The organism is Thalassospira sp. HJ (assembly GCF_000948415.1).
In the GTDB taxonomy this organism is placed as follows: Bacteria; Pseudomonadota; Alphaproteobacteria; order Rhodospirillales; family Thalassospiraceae; genus Thalassospira.
On the sequence record NZ_JYII01000006.1, the window covers coordinates 297,760 to 315,052 of the forward strand.

The window sequence follows — 17,293 nt, forward strand, 5'->3', positions numbered from 1 at the left end:
ATGCTGACTTCGATTTCAGGCAAAAGCGTCATCGTCACCGGCGGCTCCAAGGGCATTGGCAAGGGCATCGCCAAGGTATTTGCCAGCAAGGGGGCAAAGGTCATGATCGCGGCCCGCACTGAAAAGGACGCGGCAGCCACCGTCGATGAAATCAAGGCTGCCGACGGCACGGCCGACATGTTCCTGTGTGATGTTTCGGATTTTGATCAGGTCTCTGCACTGGCCGAATACACGGCCAAAACCTTTGGCGGGATTGATATCCTGTGTGCAAATGCCGGCATCTTCCCGCAGATCAAGATGATCGACATGACGGCTGATGACTGGGATCAGGTGATGTCGACCAACCTTAAAAGCAGCTTCCTGTGCGTAAAGGCCTGCATCCCCTATTTCAAAAAATCCGGCAAGGGTCGCGTGGTGATTACGTCCTCGATCACAGGCCCCGTGACCGGCTATCCGGGCTGGTCGCATTATGGCGCGTCAAAGGCCGGCCAGCTTGGCTTCATCAAAACCGCCGCCATGGAACTGTCGCGCTATAACACGACGATCAATGCCGTCATGCCGGGCAATATCATGACAGAGGGCTTGGCCGATCTGGGCCAGGAATATCTCAGCTCGATGGCGAATTCGATCCCGCTCAAACGTCTGGGCAGTGTCGAGGATATCGCCAATGCCGCCCTGTTCTTTGCCTCTGATGAAGCCGCCTACATTACCGGTCAGCAGATCGTGGTCGATGGCGGCCAGATCCTGCCGGAATCGCTTGAGGCACTCGAAGAGATTTAAGCCACCACCCGGCAGAAAATCGGCACAGAAAAGCAAAGACCGCATCGCGTTCATCCAATGCGGTCTTTGTTGTTTTTGCGCTTACGCCAAACCGTACTGGCTGCGCACGACACCGGAATTGTATCGCTCTGATGCCAGCAGGCGGGGCTTGAGCCCTCCGGCATCGCGCCCGAACAATGAAATGCCGGACCCCAGCACTTCCGGGATCGTAAAGATATCAAGCTGATCGGCAAAGCCGCCAAACAGGAACTGTGTTACCACACTGCCGCCGCCAACGACCCAGATGTCACCATCCCCGGCCCGGCGATCACGCAACTGATCGACCAGTTCGATGATGCTACCACCATAGGCCTCGGTATTGGCGGGCCGGTCATGGGGCAGATCACGCGATGTCAGAACGATTGTGCGGCGGGCCTCATAGGGCCAGTCGCCAAATTCCATCACCTGATCAAAGGTGTTTCGCCCGATGATCAAGGTTCCAACGGAGTCCAGAAAGTCATCAAAGCCGAACTCTGCCGGGTCATATTCCCCCAACCAGTCCACCGCACCGTTCGCGCGCGCAATGAATCCATCCAGACTGACCGCGATATAAATGCGGAACAGTTTTTTGCTCATGTCTATGTCCAACCGATATTGGGGTCTTTGCCCCTATTTTTAATCGGCAAATCATAGCAAAACACCAACCGCAAGTCGCAAGAATCAAACGCAGCAAACCGGGTCATTGACACCGAATGCGTCAAAAAACCCGGTTTTCTGCCCTATTCTTAAGAAGTGGGATCAGCACTCAACCACGTTGACATTGACCGCAAGGCCGCCCTGACTGGTTTCCTTGTACTTGCTTTGCATGTCGAGTCCCGTCTGGCGCATGGTCTCGATCACCTTGTCGAGCGACACGGTATGCTGCCCGTCACCGCGGAGCGCCAGACGCGCGGCATTGATCGCCTTGACTGCACCCATGGTGTTGCGCTCGATACACGGCACCTGCACAAGCCCCCCAATCGGATCGCAGGTCAGGCCAAGGTTGTGTTCCATGCCGATCTCGGCGGCGTTTTCAACTTGCTCGGGCGTGCCGCCCAGAACCGCACACAGCGCGCCGGCCGCCATCGAACAGGCCACCCCGACCTCCCCCTGACAACCAACTTCAGCGGCCGAGATCGAGGCACGCTTTTTATAGATCGACCCGATGGCCGCTGCGGTCAGAAGGAATTCACGGATATTGTGCTGATTGGCGTTGGCGCCGAACTTTTCGTAATAACGCAGAACCGCCGGAATAACACCCGCGGCCCCGTTGGTCGGCGCGGTAACAACCCGCCCACCGGCCGCGTTTTCTTCATTCACGGCAAGCGCATAAAGATTAACCCAGTCAATCACGGTCAGCGGATCACGCAGGCCCGCTTCGGGCTTTCCGGTCAGTTCCTTGTAAAGGTTTGATGCCCGGCGTTTGACGTTCAGCCCACCTGGCAAAATGCCCTCGGCTTTAATGCCGCGGTCAATGCAGCTCATCATCGCGTCATGCACGCGATCGACAAAGGCGATGGTTTCTTCCGGGCTCCGCCAGCTTTGCTCGTTTTCCATCATGATTTCGGCAATGGAGCGGCCTTCGCGCTTGCAGATTTCCATGAGTTCATCGGCCGAGGAGAACGGAAATGGCAGGGTGATGTTATCACCGGAATATTCCGCACCATGATCGTCGCTGGATACAATAAAGCCACCCCCGACCGAGAAATATTCCTGGGTGTGAATTTTCATGCCATCGCGGTCAAAGGCGGTAATCCGCATGCCGTTGGGATGCTGCGGCAGGGTTTCGGTAAAATGAAACACCAGATTGGTATCGCGGTTGAACGCCACCGGATACTGGCCATAAAGCTGCAACAGACTGGTTTCATCGATTGCGGCCACGGTCGGCACGATATCATCGGGATCAATGTTACGCGGGCGCTTGCCATTCAGGCCCATGATGACGGCCGTATCGGTGGCGTGCCCCTTGCCGGTCAGGGCAAGTGATCCATAAAGATCCACAACCACACTGCTGGTATTTTGCAAAAGATTGCGCGCCTCAAGCTCAAGGCAGAAACGATATCCCGCGCGCATCGGACCAACCGTATGCGAACTCGATGGACCAATACCAATGGTGTAAAGGTCGACAACCGACAGGTTGACGTCATGTTGGGAATTATTTTGCGATCCCGAAGAGGGATCGGTCGCGGGAGCAGTCATCAAGGGCCTCCTTCACGGCTCAATAAAGCGCTTGTTTTCGCGCTGTTTACGAACCGGTGCTTTTGCCCCCTCTGTCCCTTGACCTGAGATTATCCGTCAGTGCCCGATCAAGATCGGCCAAATGGCGTTCATCCTTCGGTGGAAACCTTTATGCGCCTTCTCCCTGACGCTTATTGGTTTCTCTCTCCAGAGCCTCTATCCGTGACGGTCCATCTGCCTGAGAGTGTTTATGAGGCATTGCTCCTTCGGCGCCGGATATCATGCAAATCGCGCGATATCCGAACTCTCCCGTCACGGTGCGAAATGGCATTTCTGCCACCTCTGAGGTTCACCGTCAGATTGAACACTATCTGTGTCTTTAGACACTGTCAAAAGAACTGGTTTGCATCTGCAAAATTTTCTGTGCGGGATGCTGTTAAGCACCGGTAATCGTGCTAAATTGCCCGTGTAATTCATGTACCTGTCATGCGCGAAGGTTCGCCCACCCTGTTCGCATGGCGGGATTGATGGCGAAATATCCCCTAAGTCACCATATTTACGGGACATTCAGCCTTTTCCTTTATCTGTGGGGTTATGAACGTGACTGTATCGAATTCCGTAAAGCGCCCGCGCCCTGTGGTGCTGTGCATTCTGGACGGCTGGGGTTATCGCGAAGAAAGCAAGAACAACGCTGTTGCGCTTGCCAACACGCCTGTCTGGGATGACCTTTACGCCAATAATCCGACCGGGTTCCTAAAGGCCTGCGGTCTGGATGTTGGCCTGCCCGAAGGTCAGATGGGTAACTCGGAAGTCGGTCACATGAACTTGGGCGCTGGCCGCGTCGTCATGCAGGAACTGCCGAAAATTGATGAAGCCGTCAAAACCGGCACCATCGGCGAAACCGACACCGTCAAAAAGATCATCGCCAAACTTTCCGATTCCAAGGGCGTTTGCCACATTGCAGGTCTTCTGTCCGAAGGCGGGGTACATTCCCATCAGGCGCATATGGCCGCCCTTGCCAAAATCGTTGCCGGTGCTGGTGTCCCTGTGAAAATCCACGCCTATCTTGATGGCCGCGACACGCCGCCGAAAAGTGCCGCCAAATTCCTTGAAAAATTCCGCGCCCTTCTTGGCGATGCCAATGTTGAAATCGCAACCGTCACCGGCCGTTATTACGCGATGGATCGCGACAACCGTTGGGAACGTGTCAGCGAGGCCTATTTCGCCATGGTTCAGGGCACGAACTACGCCGATGGCCGCACCGCCGAAAGTGCCGAAGCCGCGATTGCAAATGCCTATGCATCTGATACCACCGACGAATTCGTTCTGCCGACCGTGATTGGCGACTATGCCGGTATGAAGGATGGCGATGGTCTTCTGATGACCAATTTCCGTGCCGACCGTGCACGTGAAATTCTCGCCGCCCTCTGTGCGCCCGAATTTGACGGCTTTGATCGTGGCACCCCGGTGAAGTTCGCTGTTCAGGCCGGCATGGTCGAATATTCGTCCGAACATGCGAAATACATGGATGCGATCTATCCGCCGCAGACCCTGCCAAATATCTTTGGCGAGGTGGTTTCCAAAGCCGGCATGAAACAGCTCCGCATCGCCGAAACCGAAAAATACCCGCATGTGTCGTTCTTCTTTAACGGCGGCGAAGAACAGGTATTTGAAGGCGAAGACCGTATTCTGGTCGCATCGCCAAAGGTCGCTACCTATGACCTGCAGCCGGAAATGTCCGCACCGGAAGTGACCGAAAAGCTGGTTGCAGCCATCAAGTCGGAAAAATACGACACCATTATCCTCAACTTTGCCAACCCGGACATGGTCGGCCATAGCGGCATCCTTGAAGCGGCCATGAAGGCGGCCGAGGCGGTCGATACCTGCCTTGGCAAGGTGATTGACGCGATCAAATCGGTCGGCGGCGTTGCCTTTGTCACTGCAGATCACGGCAACTGCGAAGTGATGGTCGATCCCGAAACCGGCGAACCACACACAGCACATACGCTTAATCTCGTTCCGACCATCCTTGTTAACGGTCCGGAAGGGGTAACATTGGAAGATGGCCGTCTGGCCGATGTCGCACCGACCCTGCTGCAATTGCTGGGCGTGCCGCAACCGGCCGAGATGACCGGAAAACCCTTGCTTAAGGGCCTGAAACAGAATGACGCGCTTCTTGCGAGCTAAATCAGCTGCGAAGATCGCCCCGTTTGCCATGACCGCATTTGCGGTGCTGCTTGCAAACGGGGCAGCGCCTTCTTTTGCCCAATCGCTGCAAAAGGTTGATCAGCAACTTGATCAACTCGAAAGCCAGCTTTCCGAGCAGCAAAAACAGGAAGAGTTCCTGTCGCGCAAATCGCGCGAACTCTGGGCCGAAGAACAAGCCCTTCAGTCCGAAGCAATTTCGGTCGCCAGACGGACCCAGCGCCTTGAAACCACGCTGACCGATCTCGAAGATCAGCTTGAAACACTTGAATCCCGTGAAAAGATTGCTGCCACCAGCCTAGAAGACAAGGCTGGGCAATATGCCCGCATCCTGATGGCCCTGCAGCGCCTTTCCACGACACCGCCCGAAGCCGTCATTGCCCTGCCAACATCGCCGCAGGATACCCTGCGCTCTGCCGTGTTGCTCAAGGCCGCGTTGCCCGGGGTCGAGCAACATGCGCGTGATCTGCGCAAGGAACTGGGCGAAATAGCCACCCTGCGTGACGATATCCGAGAACGCAGAAGCGACTTGGCATCGGCCACCGAAGAACTGCAGCAGGAACGCGCTTCCCTTGCCGCCTTGCTTGGTGAAAAGCGCCGTCTGCGCGCCCAAACAGAGGCCGAAGCAGAAGAAGCCGCCAAGGCCGTCAGTGCGCTCGCCGATGAGGCCAAATCACTGGGCGAGCTGTTGCGCAATCTGCAAAACCGCGCCGAAGGCCTGCCAAATCCAAGGATGCGCCCGGAAGTCCGGGTGGCTGCGCGCACCGAACCGGATGCAGATACCCTTGGCGCGACAACAATTGCCAGAAACACCCCGCCACCGCCGCCCGAAAGCAAAACCGATACGGGCAACAGCAGCAGTGGCGACGCCAACACCAGCGAAGAAGAATTCGCCGTTGGCAGTTCAATTACGCTCGCGCAAGGCAACCTCAGGATGCCTGCCAGCGGTAAAGTGGTTACACTTTTTGGTGAGAAATCACGCGGTCCGGACGGTTTGACCGTAAACCGATCCAAGGGAATTGAGATCAGCACGCGCGCAAATGCGCAGGTTGTCTCACCTTTTGACGGCAAAGTCGTCTTTGCCGGGCCCTTCCGCGGATACGGCCGACTCTTGATTATCGAACACGGCGAAGGATACCATAGTCTTATCGCCGGTTTTGATCGGCTGGACAGTGTGGTAGGACAATATCTGTTGGCGGGCGAACCTGTTGGTATTATGGGTGAAACTTCGCCAAAACTATATCTGGAGATGCGCCAGGACGGGGAAGCAATAAATCCGCTTCCATGGCTGGCCTCGAAAAACGGCAAGGTAAGTGGATGAAAACCTCTCGATTGGCAGTACTCGCACTCGCGACCGGCATGACTTTCGGCCTTGCGTCGCCAGTTTTGGCGCAATCTTCAACCTCCTCGGCGGAGACCTATCGCCTGCTTAATCTGTTCGGCGACGTGTTCGAACAGGTCAAAGGCAAATATGTCGAAGAAGTCGATGACAAACAACTGATCGAAGCCGCCATCAACGGCATGCTGACATCGCTTGATCCTCATTCCTCCTATCTGAACATGGATAATTTCGAGGAAATGCAGGTCGATACCCGCGGTGAATTTGGCGGTCTTGGCATCGAAGTCACGATGGAAGACGGCTTTGTCAAAGTCATCGCGCCGATCTATGACACCCCGGCGGAAAAGGCCGGCCTGCAGCCGGGCGACTTCATAACCCACATTGATGGCACCGCCATTCGCGGCATGACGCTTAATGATGCGGTTGAAATGATGCGCGGCAAGGTCAATACCGACATTGTCCTGACGATCATCCGCAAGGGCGAACAGACGCCGTTTGACGTCACCCTGACCCGTGCTGTGATCAAGATCCAGTCGGTGCGCGCCGAACCCAAAGACGACATCGGCTATATCCGCATCACCAAATTCAACGAACAGACCTTTAGCGGCCTGCAGCGCGCCATTGCCGACATGCGCGAAGATATCGGCCCGGAAATCAAGGGTCTGGTGATTGACCTGCGCAACAACCCGGGCGGCCTTCTGGATCAGGCGATCTCGGTTTCCGACGCCTTCCTTGATAAGGGCGAGATCGTCTCGACCCGTCCGCGCGACACCCAGAACACCGAACGCTATAACGCACGCACCGGTGATCTGGCCGAAGGCCTGCCTGTGGTCGTTCTGATCAATGATGGTTCTGCCTCGGCATCGGAAATTGTCGCAGGCGCGCTTCAGGATCACCGCCGTGCGGTCATCATGGGCACGCGCAGCTTTGGCAAGGGATCGGTTCAGACCATCCTGCCGATGCCAGGCAACGTCGCCCTTCGCCTGACCACGGCGCGTTATTACACGCCGTCAGGCAAATCCATTCAGGAAGTGGGCATTGTGCCGGACATCATCGTCCCGCAGGCACGTGTCGAAAGCATCGAGGCAGATACCCGTCGCTCGGAAGCATCCCTTAACGGCGCGCTTCGTAACGAGGACGAAGGCATCACCGATGCGGAACAGGATGCAAATTCCCGCCGTGACGAGGCCGAGCAGCTGGCGATCGACGATTATCAGCTGTCGCGTGCGCTTGACATGATCCGGGGTATTTCCCTGTTTGGCCCGCGTCCGAACGGGTAAGGTTGGGCCTGGCATCGTGAAAGACTAGCTGTTCGTGTTCAGGAAAATCCTAAATTCCTTGCCGTTCCGAAAGAAGAAGGACGGCGACATCGACGGGGACATGGCCGATGATCTGGCCGACGACCTTGGCGAGGGGATGACTGACGCCGACGATGAAGAAGACGTCAATCTGGATGACCTGCCCTTTAACGAACTGCCGATCGAAGTCCAGTTCAAGAAACTGCCCAAGCGGCCAAAATCACGCCGAAGCTGGCTTTCAAAACTGCTGATCATCACGCTGTTCCTCTCGCCCTTCGGGGCGACGGCAGTTGCGATGATCCCGGTACTTGATCCTGAAACCGGCTGGCGCCTGTTCCATGAAGGCAGCCCGGAAACCACAATGACGGTTCCGGGGACCGAGCGCGAGTTGCAAGAAGAAATCGCGCGTGGCGTTCAGGACGTGCAGGATCGCGACCGCGCAGCCCAGGAAGCCGCCAACGGCGCAAATGGCGAAGGCCAGTCTGCCGAAGATATCGCAGGCAACCTTGATGGCGTGTCCGATCTGATCGGCACACCGGGTGCGCCCGATGGCACAGGCGATAGCGCACCCACCCCCGAAGAACTCGCAGCCCTGATCGAGGAAGAAGGTTCGCTTGACGAGCCGATCGAACCCGATCCCCTGCGCCCGGCCCCGTTGCCCGGCCTTGACGAAGAAGGCAGCTTTGGCCGCGTTCCGCGTATTGGCGACGACGGCACGACACCGTTTGATGCCTATAAGCGCCCGTTTGAATTGCCCGAAGACACCCCGGTTGTTGCGGTGATGTTGACCGGTGTGGGGCTGAATGATCAGCGCACCGAAACTGCGATCAATGATCTGCCGCTGAACATTTCACTGGCGATTTCGCCCTATGCCCGCGATCTGCAAACCGTTGCCCGCGATGCACGCGCGATGGGCCATGAGGTATTCCTTGAACTTCCGATGGAACCGGCTGACTTCCCGCTTTCCGACCCCGGCCCGCGCGCCCTTCTGACGTCGCTGTCGGAGGGTGAAAACCTTGTCCGTCTGGAATGGCTGATGGCGCGTTTCCCGGGCTATGCCGGTATGGTCAGCCGTCAGGGATCGAAATTTGGCAGCCTTGATAGCGCCATTCGCCCGGTGATCGAATTCATCTCACGCACGGGACTTATGTATGTCGAAGGATCGGGCAGCGGGGTTGCCAGCTACGGCGCGCAGTTGGCGGCAAATGCCGGTACACCAAATGCAATCGGCAATGTCATCATTGATGATGTTCCAAGCCGCCGACAGATCGATAGCCGCCTGAGCGAGCTGGTCGAGATCGCCAAACGCAACGGGGTTGCGGTCGGGGTTGCCCAATCCTATCCCGTCACGATCCAGCGCCTGCGCAACTGGGCCTTCCGCCTGCGTCGTCAGGGTGTTGTTCTGGTCCCGGTCAGTGCGATCGCAAGTAAGCAAGTTGCGGCACAATCCGCTGACGAGGCTGAAGCCGCCCGTCAGGAGGCCGAGCAACGCGAACGCGAAGCTATGGCTGAGCAAGCAGCCCAGGAAGAAGAAGCCGAACCCGCCAACACAATCGAGAACTAACGACAGGTAACCGGCCCAGCCGACCTGTCAGTCAGGAGCAATCATGGCAAAGAAGTCCGATAAACCCAAACAGACGGAAACCGGCACCCCGGATAAAGTCACGGCTGAAGATCTTCCGTATCGCCCGTGCGTTGGCATTGCGCTTTTTAATGCCGACGGATTGGTCTGGATGGGCAACCGGTTCGGGTTTGAAGGTGCCTGGCAATTACCGCAGGGCGGGATTGACGATGGCGAAACCCCGATTGAAGCCGCCCTGCGCGAACTCAAGGAAGAAATCGGTACCGACAAGGCCGAAATCGTTGCCGAAACGCCAAACTGGCTGACCTACGATTTGCCCGAACATCTGGTCGGCAAGGCTTTCAAGGGCAAGTATCGCGGCCAGAAGCAGAAATGGTTCGCCATGCGCTTTACCGGCAAAGACAAACACATCAACATCGATGTACCAAACCCGGAATTTGACAGTTGGCGCTGGAACGACTTTGCCACCCTGCCCGATCTGATCGTGCCGTTCAAAAGACCGGTTTATTTGCAAATCGCAGCCGAATTTCATGATGTACCGCAAAGAATTCGTGAAATGGGTCGGGCATAAGACGACGTTTGCGGCTTGATCGCTGCTGAGTTTTCGCTAGATTTAATAAACAGACATTCGGCTTAGAGGAGTTCCAGCATGGGTATGGATCGGTTGATCTTTGGTGTTCTGACCATTGTGGTCGGTCTTTTCGGCCTGTTTTACGCGTCAGGTTCGCACGACGGTTATTCCTATTTCGTCGGCTTGACCGTGTTCATTGGTGCCGTGCTGTTCATGTTCCATCTGATCAAGGGCCACTATGACCAGCTCGAAGCAGCCGATCACTGATTGCTGTTTCTGAAGTAACGTCTATTTGCTGCGCCCCAACCTCTGGTCTGGGGCGCATCTTTTTGTGCCTGCCTCTTCTCAATGCTTCAAACGACTCCCGAAACGCGATAAGACTTCCCCATGAGCAATACACATTGGGACCCTGCCCGTTACGGTTTGTTCGGCAATGAGCGCCTGCGACCGGCCATTGATCTGATTTCACGTTTGCCCAAACCGGCAAGCGGGTTTTCCCCACGTCATATTGTCGATCTTGGCTGCGGCCCGGGATCTGTCACCGCTTTGCTTGTCGACGCATATGGTGCAAGTGATGGCGAGGGCGCGCGCATCACGGGTGTTGATTCATCTGACGAGATGCTTGAAACCGCGCGCAAGCGCCCTGAAAACATCACCTGGCAAAAGGCCAACATTGCCGACTGGCAGCCCGATGAACCGGTGGATTTGCTGTTTTCCAATGCGGCGCTGCATTGGGTTCCCGATCATTCAAAGCTTTTCCCGCACCTTCTGGAACATGTCCGCCCGGGCGGCATGATCGCCATTCAGGTGCCCAACAATTTTCTGGCTCCCAGCCACCAGCTAATCGGCGAAGCCGGCATGGACTGGCGCAAGGAAGTGGCCACCGCCATGCATGCCGCCCGCATCATGCGCCCGGGTGATTATTTCGATGTTCTTGCCCCGGTCTGTGACGAGGTCGATCTTTGGCAGACGCAATATTGCCATGTCCTGACCGGTCCGGATGCCGTCTATAACTGGACGAGCTCAACCATTCTGCGTCCGGTCATGGACGCCCTGCCCGATGACGAGGCACGCGAAAAATTCACCGCGAAATACAAGGAACGCCTTAATCAGGTCTATCCGTCACGCGATGACGGACGTACCCTGTTTCCGTTCAATCGCCTGTTCATGATCGCGCGCAAAAAATCCACGTAATCATCCGAACCAGACATCCCTGACAAGGAGCCCCCCATGGCCGATTTTCGCGAACATTTCGTCAAATGCTGTGGCTATGAAGTGCATGTCAGGGCATGGGGCGATCCGGCCAATCGGCCGCTTTTGATGATGCATGGGCTTGCCCGTCTGGCCGATGACTTTGATCATGTCGCGCCTCATTTCACCGACAAATATTATGTGCTGTGCCCATCGATGATTGGCCGTGGTTTTTCCGGCTGGGCCAGCGATCCGGATGCGGAATATACCGTGCCATTCTATGCCGCACAGATGTTTGAACTGCTTGATCATTTCAACATTGATACCTGCGACTGGATCGGGACATCGATGGGCGGGCTTATTGGCCTTTATGCGACAACCGAGGTCGCCGGACGCATCGAACGGCTGGTGCTAAATGATATCGGCCCGGAACTTGATCCCGATGCAGTCGCACGCATCAAATCCTATGTCGGGGCGGCACCGGAATTTCAAACGATTGACGAAGTCGAACAGCTCGTCCGGCTTGTTTATGCATCCTTCGGGGTGGCTGATGACGCCACCTGGGCGTTTTTGGCCTCGCGATCGGTCCGCCGTCTGCCGAATGGCAATTTCATGATGCATTACGACCCGGAAGTCATGCGGGTCTTTGCCGAACATATTGATAACTTTGATGCATGGGCCGAGTTTGAAGCCCTGCCCTGCCCGGTCATGCTGATCAGCGGCGAGCAATCCGACCTTATTCCCAAGGCGATTGTCGAGAAGATGAAACAGAAAAAACCGGAAATGCCGGTTTTTGCAGTGGCGAATTGCGGGCACGCTCCCCACTTAAATGATAAAGCGCAAGTCGACGCAATTCGGGACTTTCTGAGCAAAAGCATATCCTGACTGGCCAATCGCCGGTAAATGCAGGGTCAAGTCACGCCTGAAATCCCCGTCCGTCATAAACCCGGTGATGTTTGCCGCGCGCCAAGAACGCGGCACGGGTTTGGCGGTTGTTGGTTGGGACCGACAAAATCAAACCATTCAAGCGTCCGGGACGGGACGCAGTCTGGCTGTTGCCTCGAATTTTGTGGTTGTTCAATCACCTGTGGGAACAGGCGACATGACAAAGCTGCATTGGTTAGATTGGCTAAAAAGACACCGGACCGTGACGTTTTTGACGACCTTGTTTTACGCAGGTCTGGCGCAGAACCCCACCCTATTGGCTCAAACCATTGAAAATGCGCTGCCGACAAAACCTGGCATGCAACTGATTCCGGGCGGCTCGGCCTTTGGCCCCGGTGGTATTTCATCAACGGTGCCGCACGACTTTGACCAGGACTTCACCCCTTCGTCACGCTATGGCATTGCACTTGCGCCCACGCCAAGCGATCCCGAAAACACATCACAATACTGGCTTGAATTCGGCGGCGTTCCGCGCACGGATCGCGGTATGAATGCGCAGATCGGGCTTGGCTATTCGCCATCCCCTGATCTTGGATTTACGGTCGGTCCGTTTCTGGATCTGGATGCTGCAACGCCGGGCAATATCGGCATTTACCAGACCGACAGGCTTGGTGCCCAACGCCGCATTCGATCAGGTTTCAGCGGCTCCGGGACGGGTGATGCGCATGATGCCGGGCTTGCAGGGTCGCTATCCTACATGCCGCTTGAAGATATCTGGATCGGCCTGCATGGGTCGGTTTCGCGCGATCTGACACCCCGCAATTCGGAAGACGGTCTGCTTGATGGCATTGATGCCATGCTGGGGCTGACCGCACGGTACCGGATCGAATTCTGATCTTGCGCAGACCGGGCAGTCCTGTATGACTGGCTTCTGAGGTCAGGACCGATTAACCTGATCCAAGGAAACCCAAGGGGACATTCAGACGCGTATGAGCCATTCGCTTCCACCAGAACATGCTGTGCTTGGCGCACCATTTGATGCCTGTAACGATCTGGCCGCGGCGAAAAACGCCAATCTTTATCGCGCGGCCATGCGTCTTAGCCCGGAACGCCAACGATTCTTTCTGGCTGCCTATGCCTCGATGCGCGTGATTGACGATATCGTCGATGACGGCTTCCTTGAACTGCCCGATGCCCAGCGCGACGCCGAGCGCGAAACCATCCTTGAAACCGTTCATCAATGGCAGGCCCAGGTCATGGCGGCCAAGGCCGATATGGACAATCCGATGCCCGAAGGCGGCCCGTTGACCGGCGCGGTTTATGACGCGCTCCGCCTCACCCTTGGCCGCAGCGACCTTCCCGCCGATCCGTGGATCGAACTGGCCGATGCCCTTCATCGCGACATCGCCGAAGAACCAATGGATGAGTGGGACGATTTCATTGCCTATTGCGAAGGGGCGACCGCTGCACCGGCATCAATCTTTGTCTATCTGTTGTCAGCCCGCCATGATCCGGAAATCGGCTATACCTCGCCGCTGACCAACCCGCCGCTTTATCACGCGCGCGATATGGCGATCTTTTGCTATATCATTCACATCCTGCGCGACCTGCCCGAAGACATCAAAGGCCCGGACCGCCTGGTCACCATCCCGTCCGAAATGCTGATTGCCGCCGACATCACCCTTGGCGAGATCCGCAATGCCATCGGTCAGGGCAAATATGATGATCTCGATTACCTCGGTAAAATCCTGCTCGAACACGCTTGGGAGCATTTTGAAACCGGTCAGGCCCAATCCAGCGAATTGCTGTCGGTGCTTGATACGGATGAGGCCGATACGTTATCGCGCCTGTTCACCGTCTATATCGAACTGGCTGGTGCGATGACCGAAAATGGCTACGCCGCGTTCCTCAAGGACCGCGATGCCATTATGCAAAGCACCGCGCAAAACAGCCTGCCCGACGTCAAAAAGGATTAGGGTCCGGGGCCTTCCAGAACCCGCCAAAAGAAAACCCCGCCAGTTTGGCGGGGTTTGTCGTTTTGCATCAAAGGCGACCGGCTCAGCTCGCGCGAAGTGCTGCCACACCCGGAAGCGTTTTGCCTTCAAGCCACTCAAGGAAGGCCCCACCGGCGGTCGAGACATAGGAAAATGCCTGATCAGAATCGGCATGGCGCAGGGCTGCAACCGTATCACCACCACCGGCCACCGACAGCAGCTTGCCTGCCTTGGTCAGTTCTGCGGCATGCTGGGCGACCGAAACGGTTGCGGTGTCAAACGGCGTGATTTCAAACGCACCAAGCGGACCGTTCCAGACCAGCGTTTCACATGACTCGAGACGCTTGTTCAGATCGACGATGGTTTTCGGACCCGCATCAAGGATCATGCCGTCTGCGGCAACGTCATTGATATCGGCAACATCATGCGGCGCATTGGCAGCGAATTCCTTGGCAACCAGACCATCGACCGGCAGGACGATTTCACAATTGGCAGCTTCGGCCTTTTTGAAAATCTCGCGCGCGGCATCAAGCAGGTCATGCTCACACAGCGACTTGCCAACATTCACACCCTTGGCCGCCAGGAACGTATTGGCCATGCCACCGCCGATCACCAGCTGGTCAACCTTGGCAACCAGATTGCCCAGCAGATCAAGCTTGGTGGAAATCTTGGCCCCGCCGACAATTGCCATCACCGGATGTTTCGGTGCTTCCAAAGCATTGCCAAGGGCTTCAAGTTCTGCCTGCATCAAACGGCCGGCGTAAGCCGGAAGCGCACGTGCCAGGCCCTCGGTCGAGGCATGCGCGCGGTGCGCACAAGAGAACGCGTCATTGACGTAAACGTCGCCAAGTTTCGCGAGCTCGGCCACGAAAGCCGGGTCGTTCTTTTCTTCTTCGGCGTGATAGCGCAGATTTTCCAGAAGGGCGATTTCGCCGTCTGCAAGGCTGTTCACAACGCTTGCGGCTGCATCACCAATGCAATCATCGGCAAACTTCACCGGACGACCAAGCTGCTTGGCAAGCGCTTCGGCAACCGGTTTCAGGCTCATTTCCGGAACGCGGGCACCTTTCGGGCGGCCGAAATGGGTGATCACCACCAGTTTCGCCCCGGCATCTGCCAGTTCGATCAGGCCCGGTACGGTGCGGTCGATACGAGTCGTATCGCCAACAACACCATCCTTCATCGGAACGTTAAGATCAGCGCGCAGCAAAACGCGCTTGCCAGCGACATTGACACCGTCAAGCGTATTGAAGTCAGCCATTATCTGAACCTGCTTTTGAGTTTCACAAAAGACGGGATTGGGTGTCCCGACATGGATTGAACCAAATCCTGATGCGCCCTGTTTTGCCCGATCAGCGCCGGGGACGCAAGGATGGATGGACTCCGCAAAAATACGTGCCGGAAAACCGCAAACGCCATCAAACGGCGCACGGTTCTCGAAATCAGATCAGTGATGCCCCAACAGGGACGAGTGCAAAAAGCCCGAGAAACTGGTCGCCACCGGACCGGTCATCAGGACGTGATCATCGGGCAGCCATTCAATGGTCAACGGGCCACCATCAAGGATCACTTCAACCTTGCGCCCGGTCAGGCCACGGCGCGCAGCCGCAACACCCGCCGCACATGCACCAGTGCCGCAGGCACGAGTGACACCGACGCCACGTTCCCAAACACGCATGCGCAGTGTGTTTTCGTCAATGATGCTGCACACCTCGATATTGGCGCGTTCCGGGAACATCTCGTGATGCTCAAGCACCGGACCCAGCTTTTCGATATCAATCGCCTCGGCATCATCGACAAAGAACACCCCGTGCGGGTTGCCAACATTGACCCCGACCGCATCCGAAAGCGGACCAAGCGATAGCGGAATGTGATTGGTATCAACCGCTTCAGACAGCGGAATATCGCGCCAATCCAGCTTAACCTGCCCCATATCGACCGTCACCCGACCATCGGCCAGACCATTGGCATCCAGCAGCCCAACAACGGTTTCGATGATGACTTCCTTGCGGCCCAGCTCGCCCATGATCACGTTGGCGACACAGCGCGTCGCATTGCCACACGCCTCGACCTCGCCGCCATCATTGTTGCGGATGCGCATAAAGGCATCGGCCAGATCATCGCGTGCCGGTTCAATGACGATCAGCTGATCACAGCCAACCCCGGTCTTGCGATCGGCAATGCGGGCCGCGGTCGCGTTATCAAGATCAAGCACAGCGGGATCGCGTCGTCCGTCAAAGACAACGAAATCATTTCCCAGACCATGCATTTTGACAAAAGGAATACCGTTCATACCCGCCTTATAATCCTGAATGCGCAATGCGTCCACAGGTGGAATCCCCGATGGATAGGGGATTCTCGCAACGATGATTGATCAGAACGGAAAGGAACCCGAAGGCGACTTAGGCCGACATGCGCGGGGCAGCGGGGGCGCAATAACGCACCTTGCTTGGCGCATAGCCTGAACGGGCGAAATAGGTCCTAAGGCGGTCGTCCGGTTCACCAAGCGAGACATAGACATTGCTGCACTGGTGAATGCGGGCCAGACGGGTCATGCCATCGCGCATCGCATCCAGGACATAGTCGCCCGACACGATTTCAACCGCCATGACGTTGTCGACATGCAAGACAAGGCCATCGGTCATGTCATCGCGAACATAATAGGAAAACAGGCCGTGGATATAGCCGCGCTCGTTGGCAATCACGATGATGCCGCGCTGGCGTTGCCAGAGGATATCATCCGCGTCGGCTTTGGCCCCGACAGAGTCCTTTGCCACCGGCATGCAATACTGATCGACGAATGCACGCCAACGATCAAATGACATGTCGACTTTCAACATCTGAACCAACGGATAGGTCATATCCGCGGTCTGTGCTGTAAGTGGAAGTGACTTATAGGCTTCTGACATGATCCTGCCCTCTAGAATTTATCAGATCATGCCGGAAATAATTCGCGCCCACCTTGATGTGCATCAACACCTTTTAAGGGTTTCGCGCGCATAAACACAGCCAGTACAGAAGTACCCATCCGAAGGGCCAACACGTTTCCTCCGATTGAATTTCTGACGGGTTAGCAAGCCAATATTGACGTAGGTCAATGGCTTTCGGACGAACAGTCCGCATACTCATCGAACGAATTAGGAAACCTCGCCCGGAATAACGCGCCGCGACATTGAGCCAAGGCGCATTTTGGGTGGGGCTTTTTGTGCAGGTGAACCGAAGATCAAGAAATGTCGTCGGTTCATCAGGACT

16 protein-coding genes and 2 riboswitches are annotated in these 17,293 nt (G+C 56.3%); of the genes, 11 read left to right on the plus strand and 5 right to left on the minus strand.

Annotated elements, in window-relative coordinates; all coding sequences use genetic code 11:
- The gene (gene fabG, locus UF64_RS03320; RefSeq protein WP_044827175.1) at positions 1–780 is read left to right on the plus strand and encodes a 3-oxoacyl-ACP reductase FabG; all 780 of its coding nucleotides are present in this window, start codon (positions 1–3) and stop codon (positions 778–780) included.
- An 81-nt stretch (positions 781–861) separates the two neighbouring features.
- Here the strand turns inward: fabG and UF64_RS03325 are convergent, their stop codons facing one another.
- Positions 862–1,395: a dihydrofolate reductase family protein gene (locus UF64_RS03325; protein ID WP_044827176.1), complete on the minus strand. Its 534-nt coding sequence runs from the start codon at positions 1,393–1,395 to the stop codon at positions 862–864.
- 162 nt (positions 1,396–1,557) lie between these two features.
- A complete protein-coding gene (locus UF64_RS03330) occupies positions 1,558–2,997 on the minus strand; it encodes an L-serine ammonia-lyase (protein ID WP_044827177.1) in 1,440 nt (479 codons plus the stop codon).
- Positions 2,998–3,066: 69 nt separating this feature from the next.
- Positions 3,067–3,189: riboswitch (glycine riboswitch) on the minus strand.
- A 3-nt stretch (positions 3,190–3,192) separates the two neighbouring features.
- Positions 3,193–3,298, minus strand: a riboswitch (glycine riboswitch).
- A 272-nt stretch (positions 3,299–3,570) separates the two neighbouring features.
- On the opposite strand from UF64_RS03330, the gene gpmI reads away from it, so the two are divergent.
- The 10 genes from gpmI (at position 3,571) to UF64_RS03380 (ending at position 14,023) form a co-directional block, all read left to right on the plus strand.
- Positions 3,571–5,163, plus strand: coding sequence for a 2,3-bisphosphoglycerate-independent phosphoglycerate mutase (gene gpmI / locus UF64_RS03335; RefSeq protein ID WP_044827178.1), 1,593 nt, complete (start codon positions 3,571–3,573; stop codon positions 5,161–5,163).
- On the plus strand, positions 5,153–6,502 hold the full coding sequence (locus UF64_RS03340; RefSeq protein ID WP_235284948.1) for a murein hydrolase activator EnvC: 1,350 nt from the start codon (positions 5,153–5,155) through the stop codon (positions 6,500–6,502). The genes gpmI and UF64_RS03340 overlap by 11 nt, the downstream gene beginning before the upstream one ends.
- Positions 6,499–7,800 (plus strand): S41 family peptidase, encoded by a 1,302-nt coding sequence (locus tag UF64_RS03345; RefSeq protein WP_052657436.1) that lies wholly within the window; start codon positions 6,499–6,501, stop codon positions 7,798–7,800. Before UF64_RS03340 ends, UF64_RS03345 begins: the two co-directional genes overlap by 4 nt.
- A gap of 58 nt (positions 7,801–7,858) precedes the next feature.
- A complete protein-coding gene (locus UF64_RS03350; RefSeq protein WP_044827181.1) occupies positions 7,859–9,382 on the plus strand; it encodes a divergent polysaccharide deacetylase family protein in 1,524 nt (507 codons plus the stop codon).
- A 43-nt stretch (positions 9,383–9,425) separates the two neighbouring features.
- Positions 9,426–9,971 carry an RNA pyrophosphohydrolase gene (locus UF64_RS03355; RefSeq protein ID WP_044827182.1) on the plus strand — a complete coding sequence of 182 codons (546 nt, stop codon included), beginning with the start codon at positions 9,426–9,428 and terminating at the stop codon, positions 9,969–9,971.
- Positions 9,972–10,049: 78 nt separating this feature from the next.
- Positions 10,050–10,238, plus strand: a complete 189-nt coding sequence (locus UF64_RS03360; protein ID WP_044827183.1) for a hypothetical protein — start codon at positions 10,050–10,052, stop codon at positions 10,236–10,238.
- 120 nt (positions 10,239–10,358) lie between these two features.
- Positions 10,359–11,165: a methyltransferase domain-containing protein gene (locus UF64_RS03365; RefSeq protein ID WP_044827184.1), complete on the plus strand. Its 807-nt coding sequence runs from the start codon at positions 10,359–10,361 to the stop codon at positions 11,163–11,165.
- Between the two features lie 36 nt (positions 11,166–11,201).
- Positions 11,202–12,047 carry an alpha/beta fold hydrolase gene (locus tag UF64_RS03370; protein ID WP_044827185.1) on the plus strand — a complete coding sequence of 282 codons (846 nt, stop codon included), beginning with the start codon at positions 11,202–11,204 and terminating at the stop codon, positions 12,045–12,047.
- A gap of 358 nt (positions 12,048–12,405) precedes the next feature.
- Complete coding sequence (locus UF64_RS20100) at positions 12,406–12,942, plus strand: hypothetical protein (RefSeq protein ID WP_152630591.1); 537 nt, start codon at positions 12,406–12,408, stop codon at positions 12,940–12,942.
- Positions 12,943–13,036: 94 nt separating this feature from the next.
- Positions 13,037–14,023 (plus strand): squalene/phytoene synthase family protein, encoded by a 987-nt coding sequence (locus tag UF64_RS03380; protein ID WP_044827187.1) that lies wholly within the window; start codon positions 13,037–13,039, stop codon positions 14,021–14,023.
- 82 nt (positions 14,024–14,105) lie between these two features.
- Here UF64_RS03380 and pgk read toward each other — a convergent pair whose 3' ends face one another.
- The 3 genes from pgk to UF64_RS03395 all read right to left on the minus strand — a co-directional run bounded on the left by pgk (position 14,106) and on the right by UF64_RS03395 (position 16,950).
- Positions 14,106–15,302 carry a phosphoglycerate kinase gene (gene pgk / locus UF64_RS03385; protein ID WP_044827188.1) on the minus strand — a complete coding sequence of 399 codons (1,197 nt, stop codon included), beginning with the start codon at positions 15,300–15,302 and terminating at the stop codon, positions 14,106–14,108.
- Positions 15,303–15,488: 186 nt separating this feature from the next.
- On the minus strand, positions 15,489–16,334 hold the full coding sequence (gene dapF, locus UF64_RS03390; RefSeq protein WP_044827327.1) for a diaminopimelate epimerase: 846 nt from the start codon (positions 16,332–16,334) through the stop codon (positions 15,489–15,491).
- A gap of 109 nt (positions 16,335–16,443) precedes the next feature.
- On the minus strand, positions 16,444–16,950 hold the full coding sequence (locus UF64_RS03395) for a hypothetical protein (RefSeq protein WP_044827189.1): 507 nt from the start codon (positions 16,948–16,950) through the stop codon (positions 16,444–16,446).
- Positions 16,951–17,293: the final 343 nt, after the last annotated feature.

Excerpts from the sequence above, each read along its gene's own strand:
- UF64_RS03380 (WP_044827187.1), top strand. The coding sequence starts at position 13,037 with ATGAGCCATTCGCTTCCACCAGAACATGCTGTGCTTGGCGCACCATTT.
- fabG (WP_044827175.1), top strand. The coding sequence starts at position 1 with ATGCTGACTTCGATTTCAGGCAAAAGCGTCATCGTCACCGGCGGCTCC.
- UF64_RS20100 (WP_152630591.1), top strand. The coding sequence starts at position 12,406 with ATGCAACTGATTCCGGGCGGCTCGGCCTTTGGCCCCGGTGGTATTTCA.
- UF64_RS03395 (WP_044827189.1), bottom strand. The coding sequence starts at position 16,950 with ATGTCAGAAGCCTATAAGTCACTTCCACTTACAGCACAGACCGCGGAT.
- pgk (WP_044827188.1), bottom strand. The coding sequence starts at position 15,302 with ATGGCTGACTTCAATACGCTTGACGGTGTCAATGTCGCTGGCAAGCGC.
- UF64_RS03355 (WP_044827182.1), top strand. The coding sequence starts at position 9,426 with ATGGCAAAGAAGTCCGATAAACCCAAACAGACGGAAACCGGCACCCCG.
- UF64_RS03365 (WP_044827184.1), top strand. The coding sequence starts at position 10,359 with ATGAGCAATACACATTGGGACCCTGCCCGTTACGGTTTGTTCGGCAAT.
- UF64_RS03325 (WP_044827176.1), bottom strand. The coding sequence starts at position 1,395 with ATGAGCAAAAAACTGTTCCGCATTTATATCGCGGTCAGTCTGGATGGA.
- gpmI (WP_044827178.1), top strand. The coding sequence starts at position 3,571 with ATGAACGTGACTGTATCGAATTCCGTAAAGCGCCCGCGCCCTGTGGTG.
- UF64_RS03370 (WP_044827185.1), top strand. The coding sequence starts at position 11,202 with ATGGCCGATTTTCGCGAACATTTCGTCAAATGCTGTGGCTATGAAGTG.
- UF64_RS03360 (WP_044827183.1), top strand. The coding sequence starts at position 10,050 with ATGGGTATGGATCGGTTGATCTTTGGTGTTCTGACCATTGTGGTCGGT.
- UF64_RS03345 (WP_052657436.1), top strand. The coding sequence starts at position 6,499 with ATGAAAACCTCTCGATTGGCAGTACTCGCACTCGCGACCGGCATGACT.
- UF64_RS03330 (WP_044827177.1), bottom strand. The coding sequence starts at position 2,997 with ATGACTGCTCCCGCGACCGATCCCTCTTCGGGATCGCAAAATAATTCC.
- dapF (WP_044827327.1), bottom strand. The coding sequence starts at position 16,334 with ATGAACGGTATTCCTTTTGTCAAAATGCATGGTCTGGGAAATGATTTC.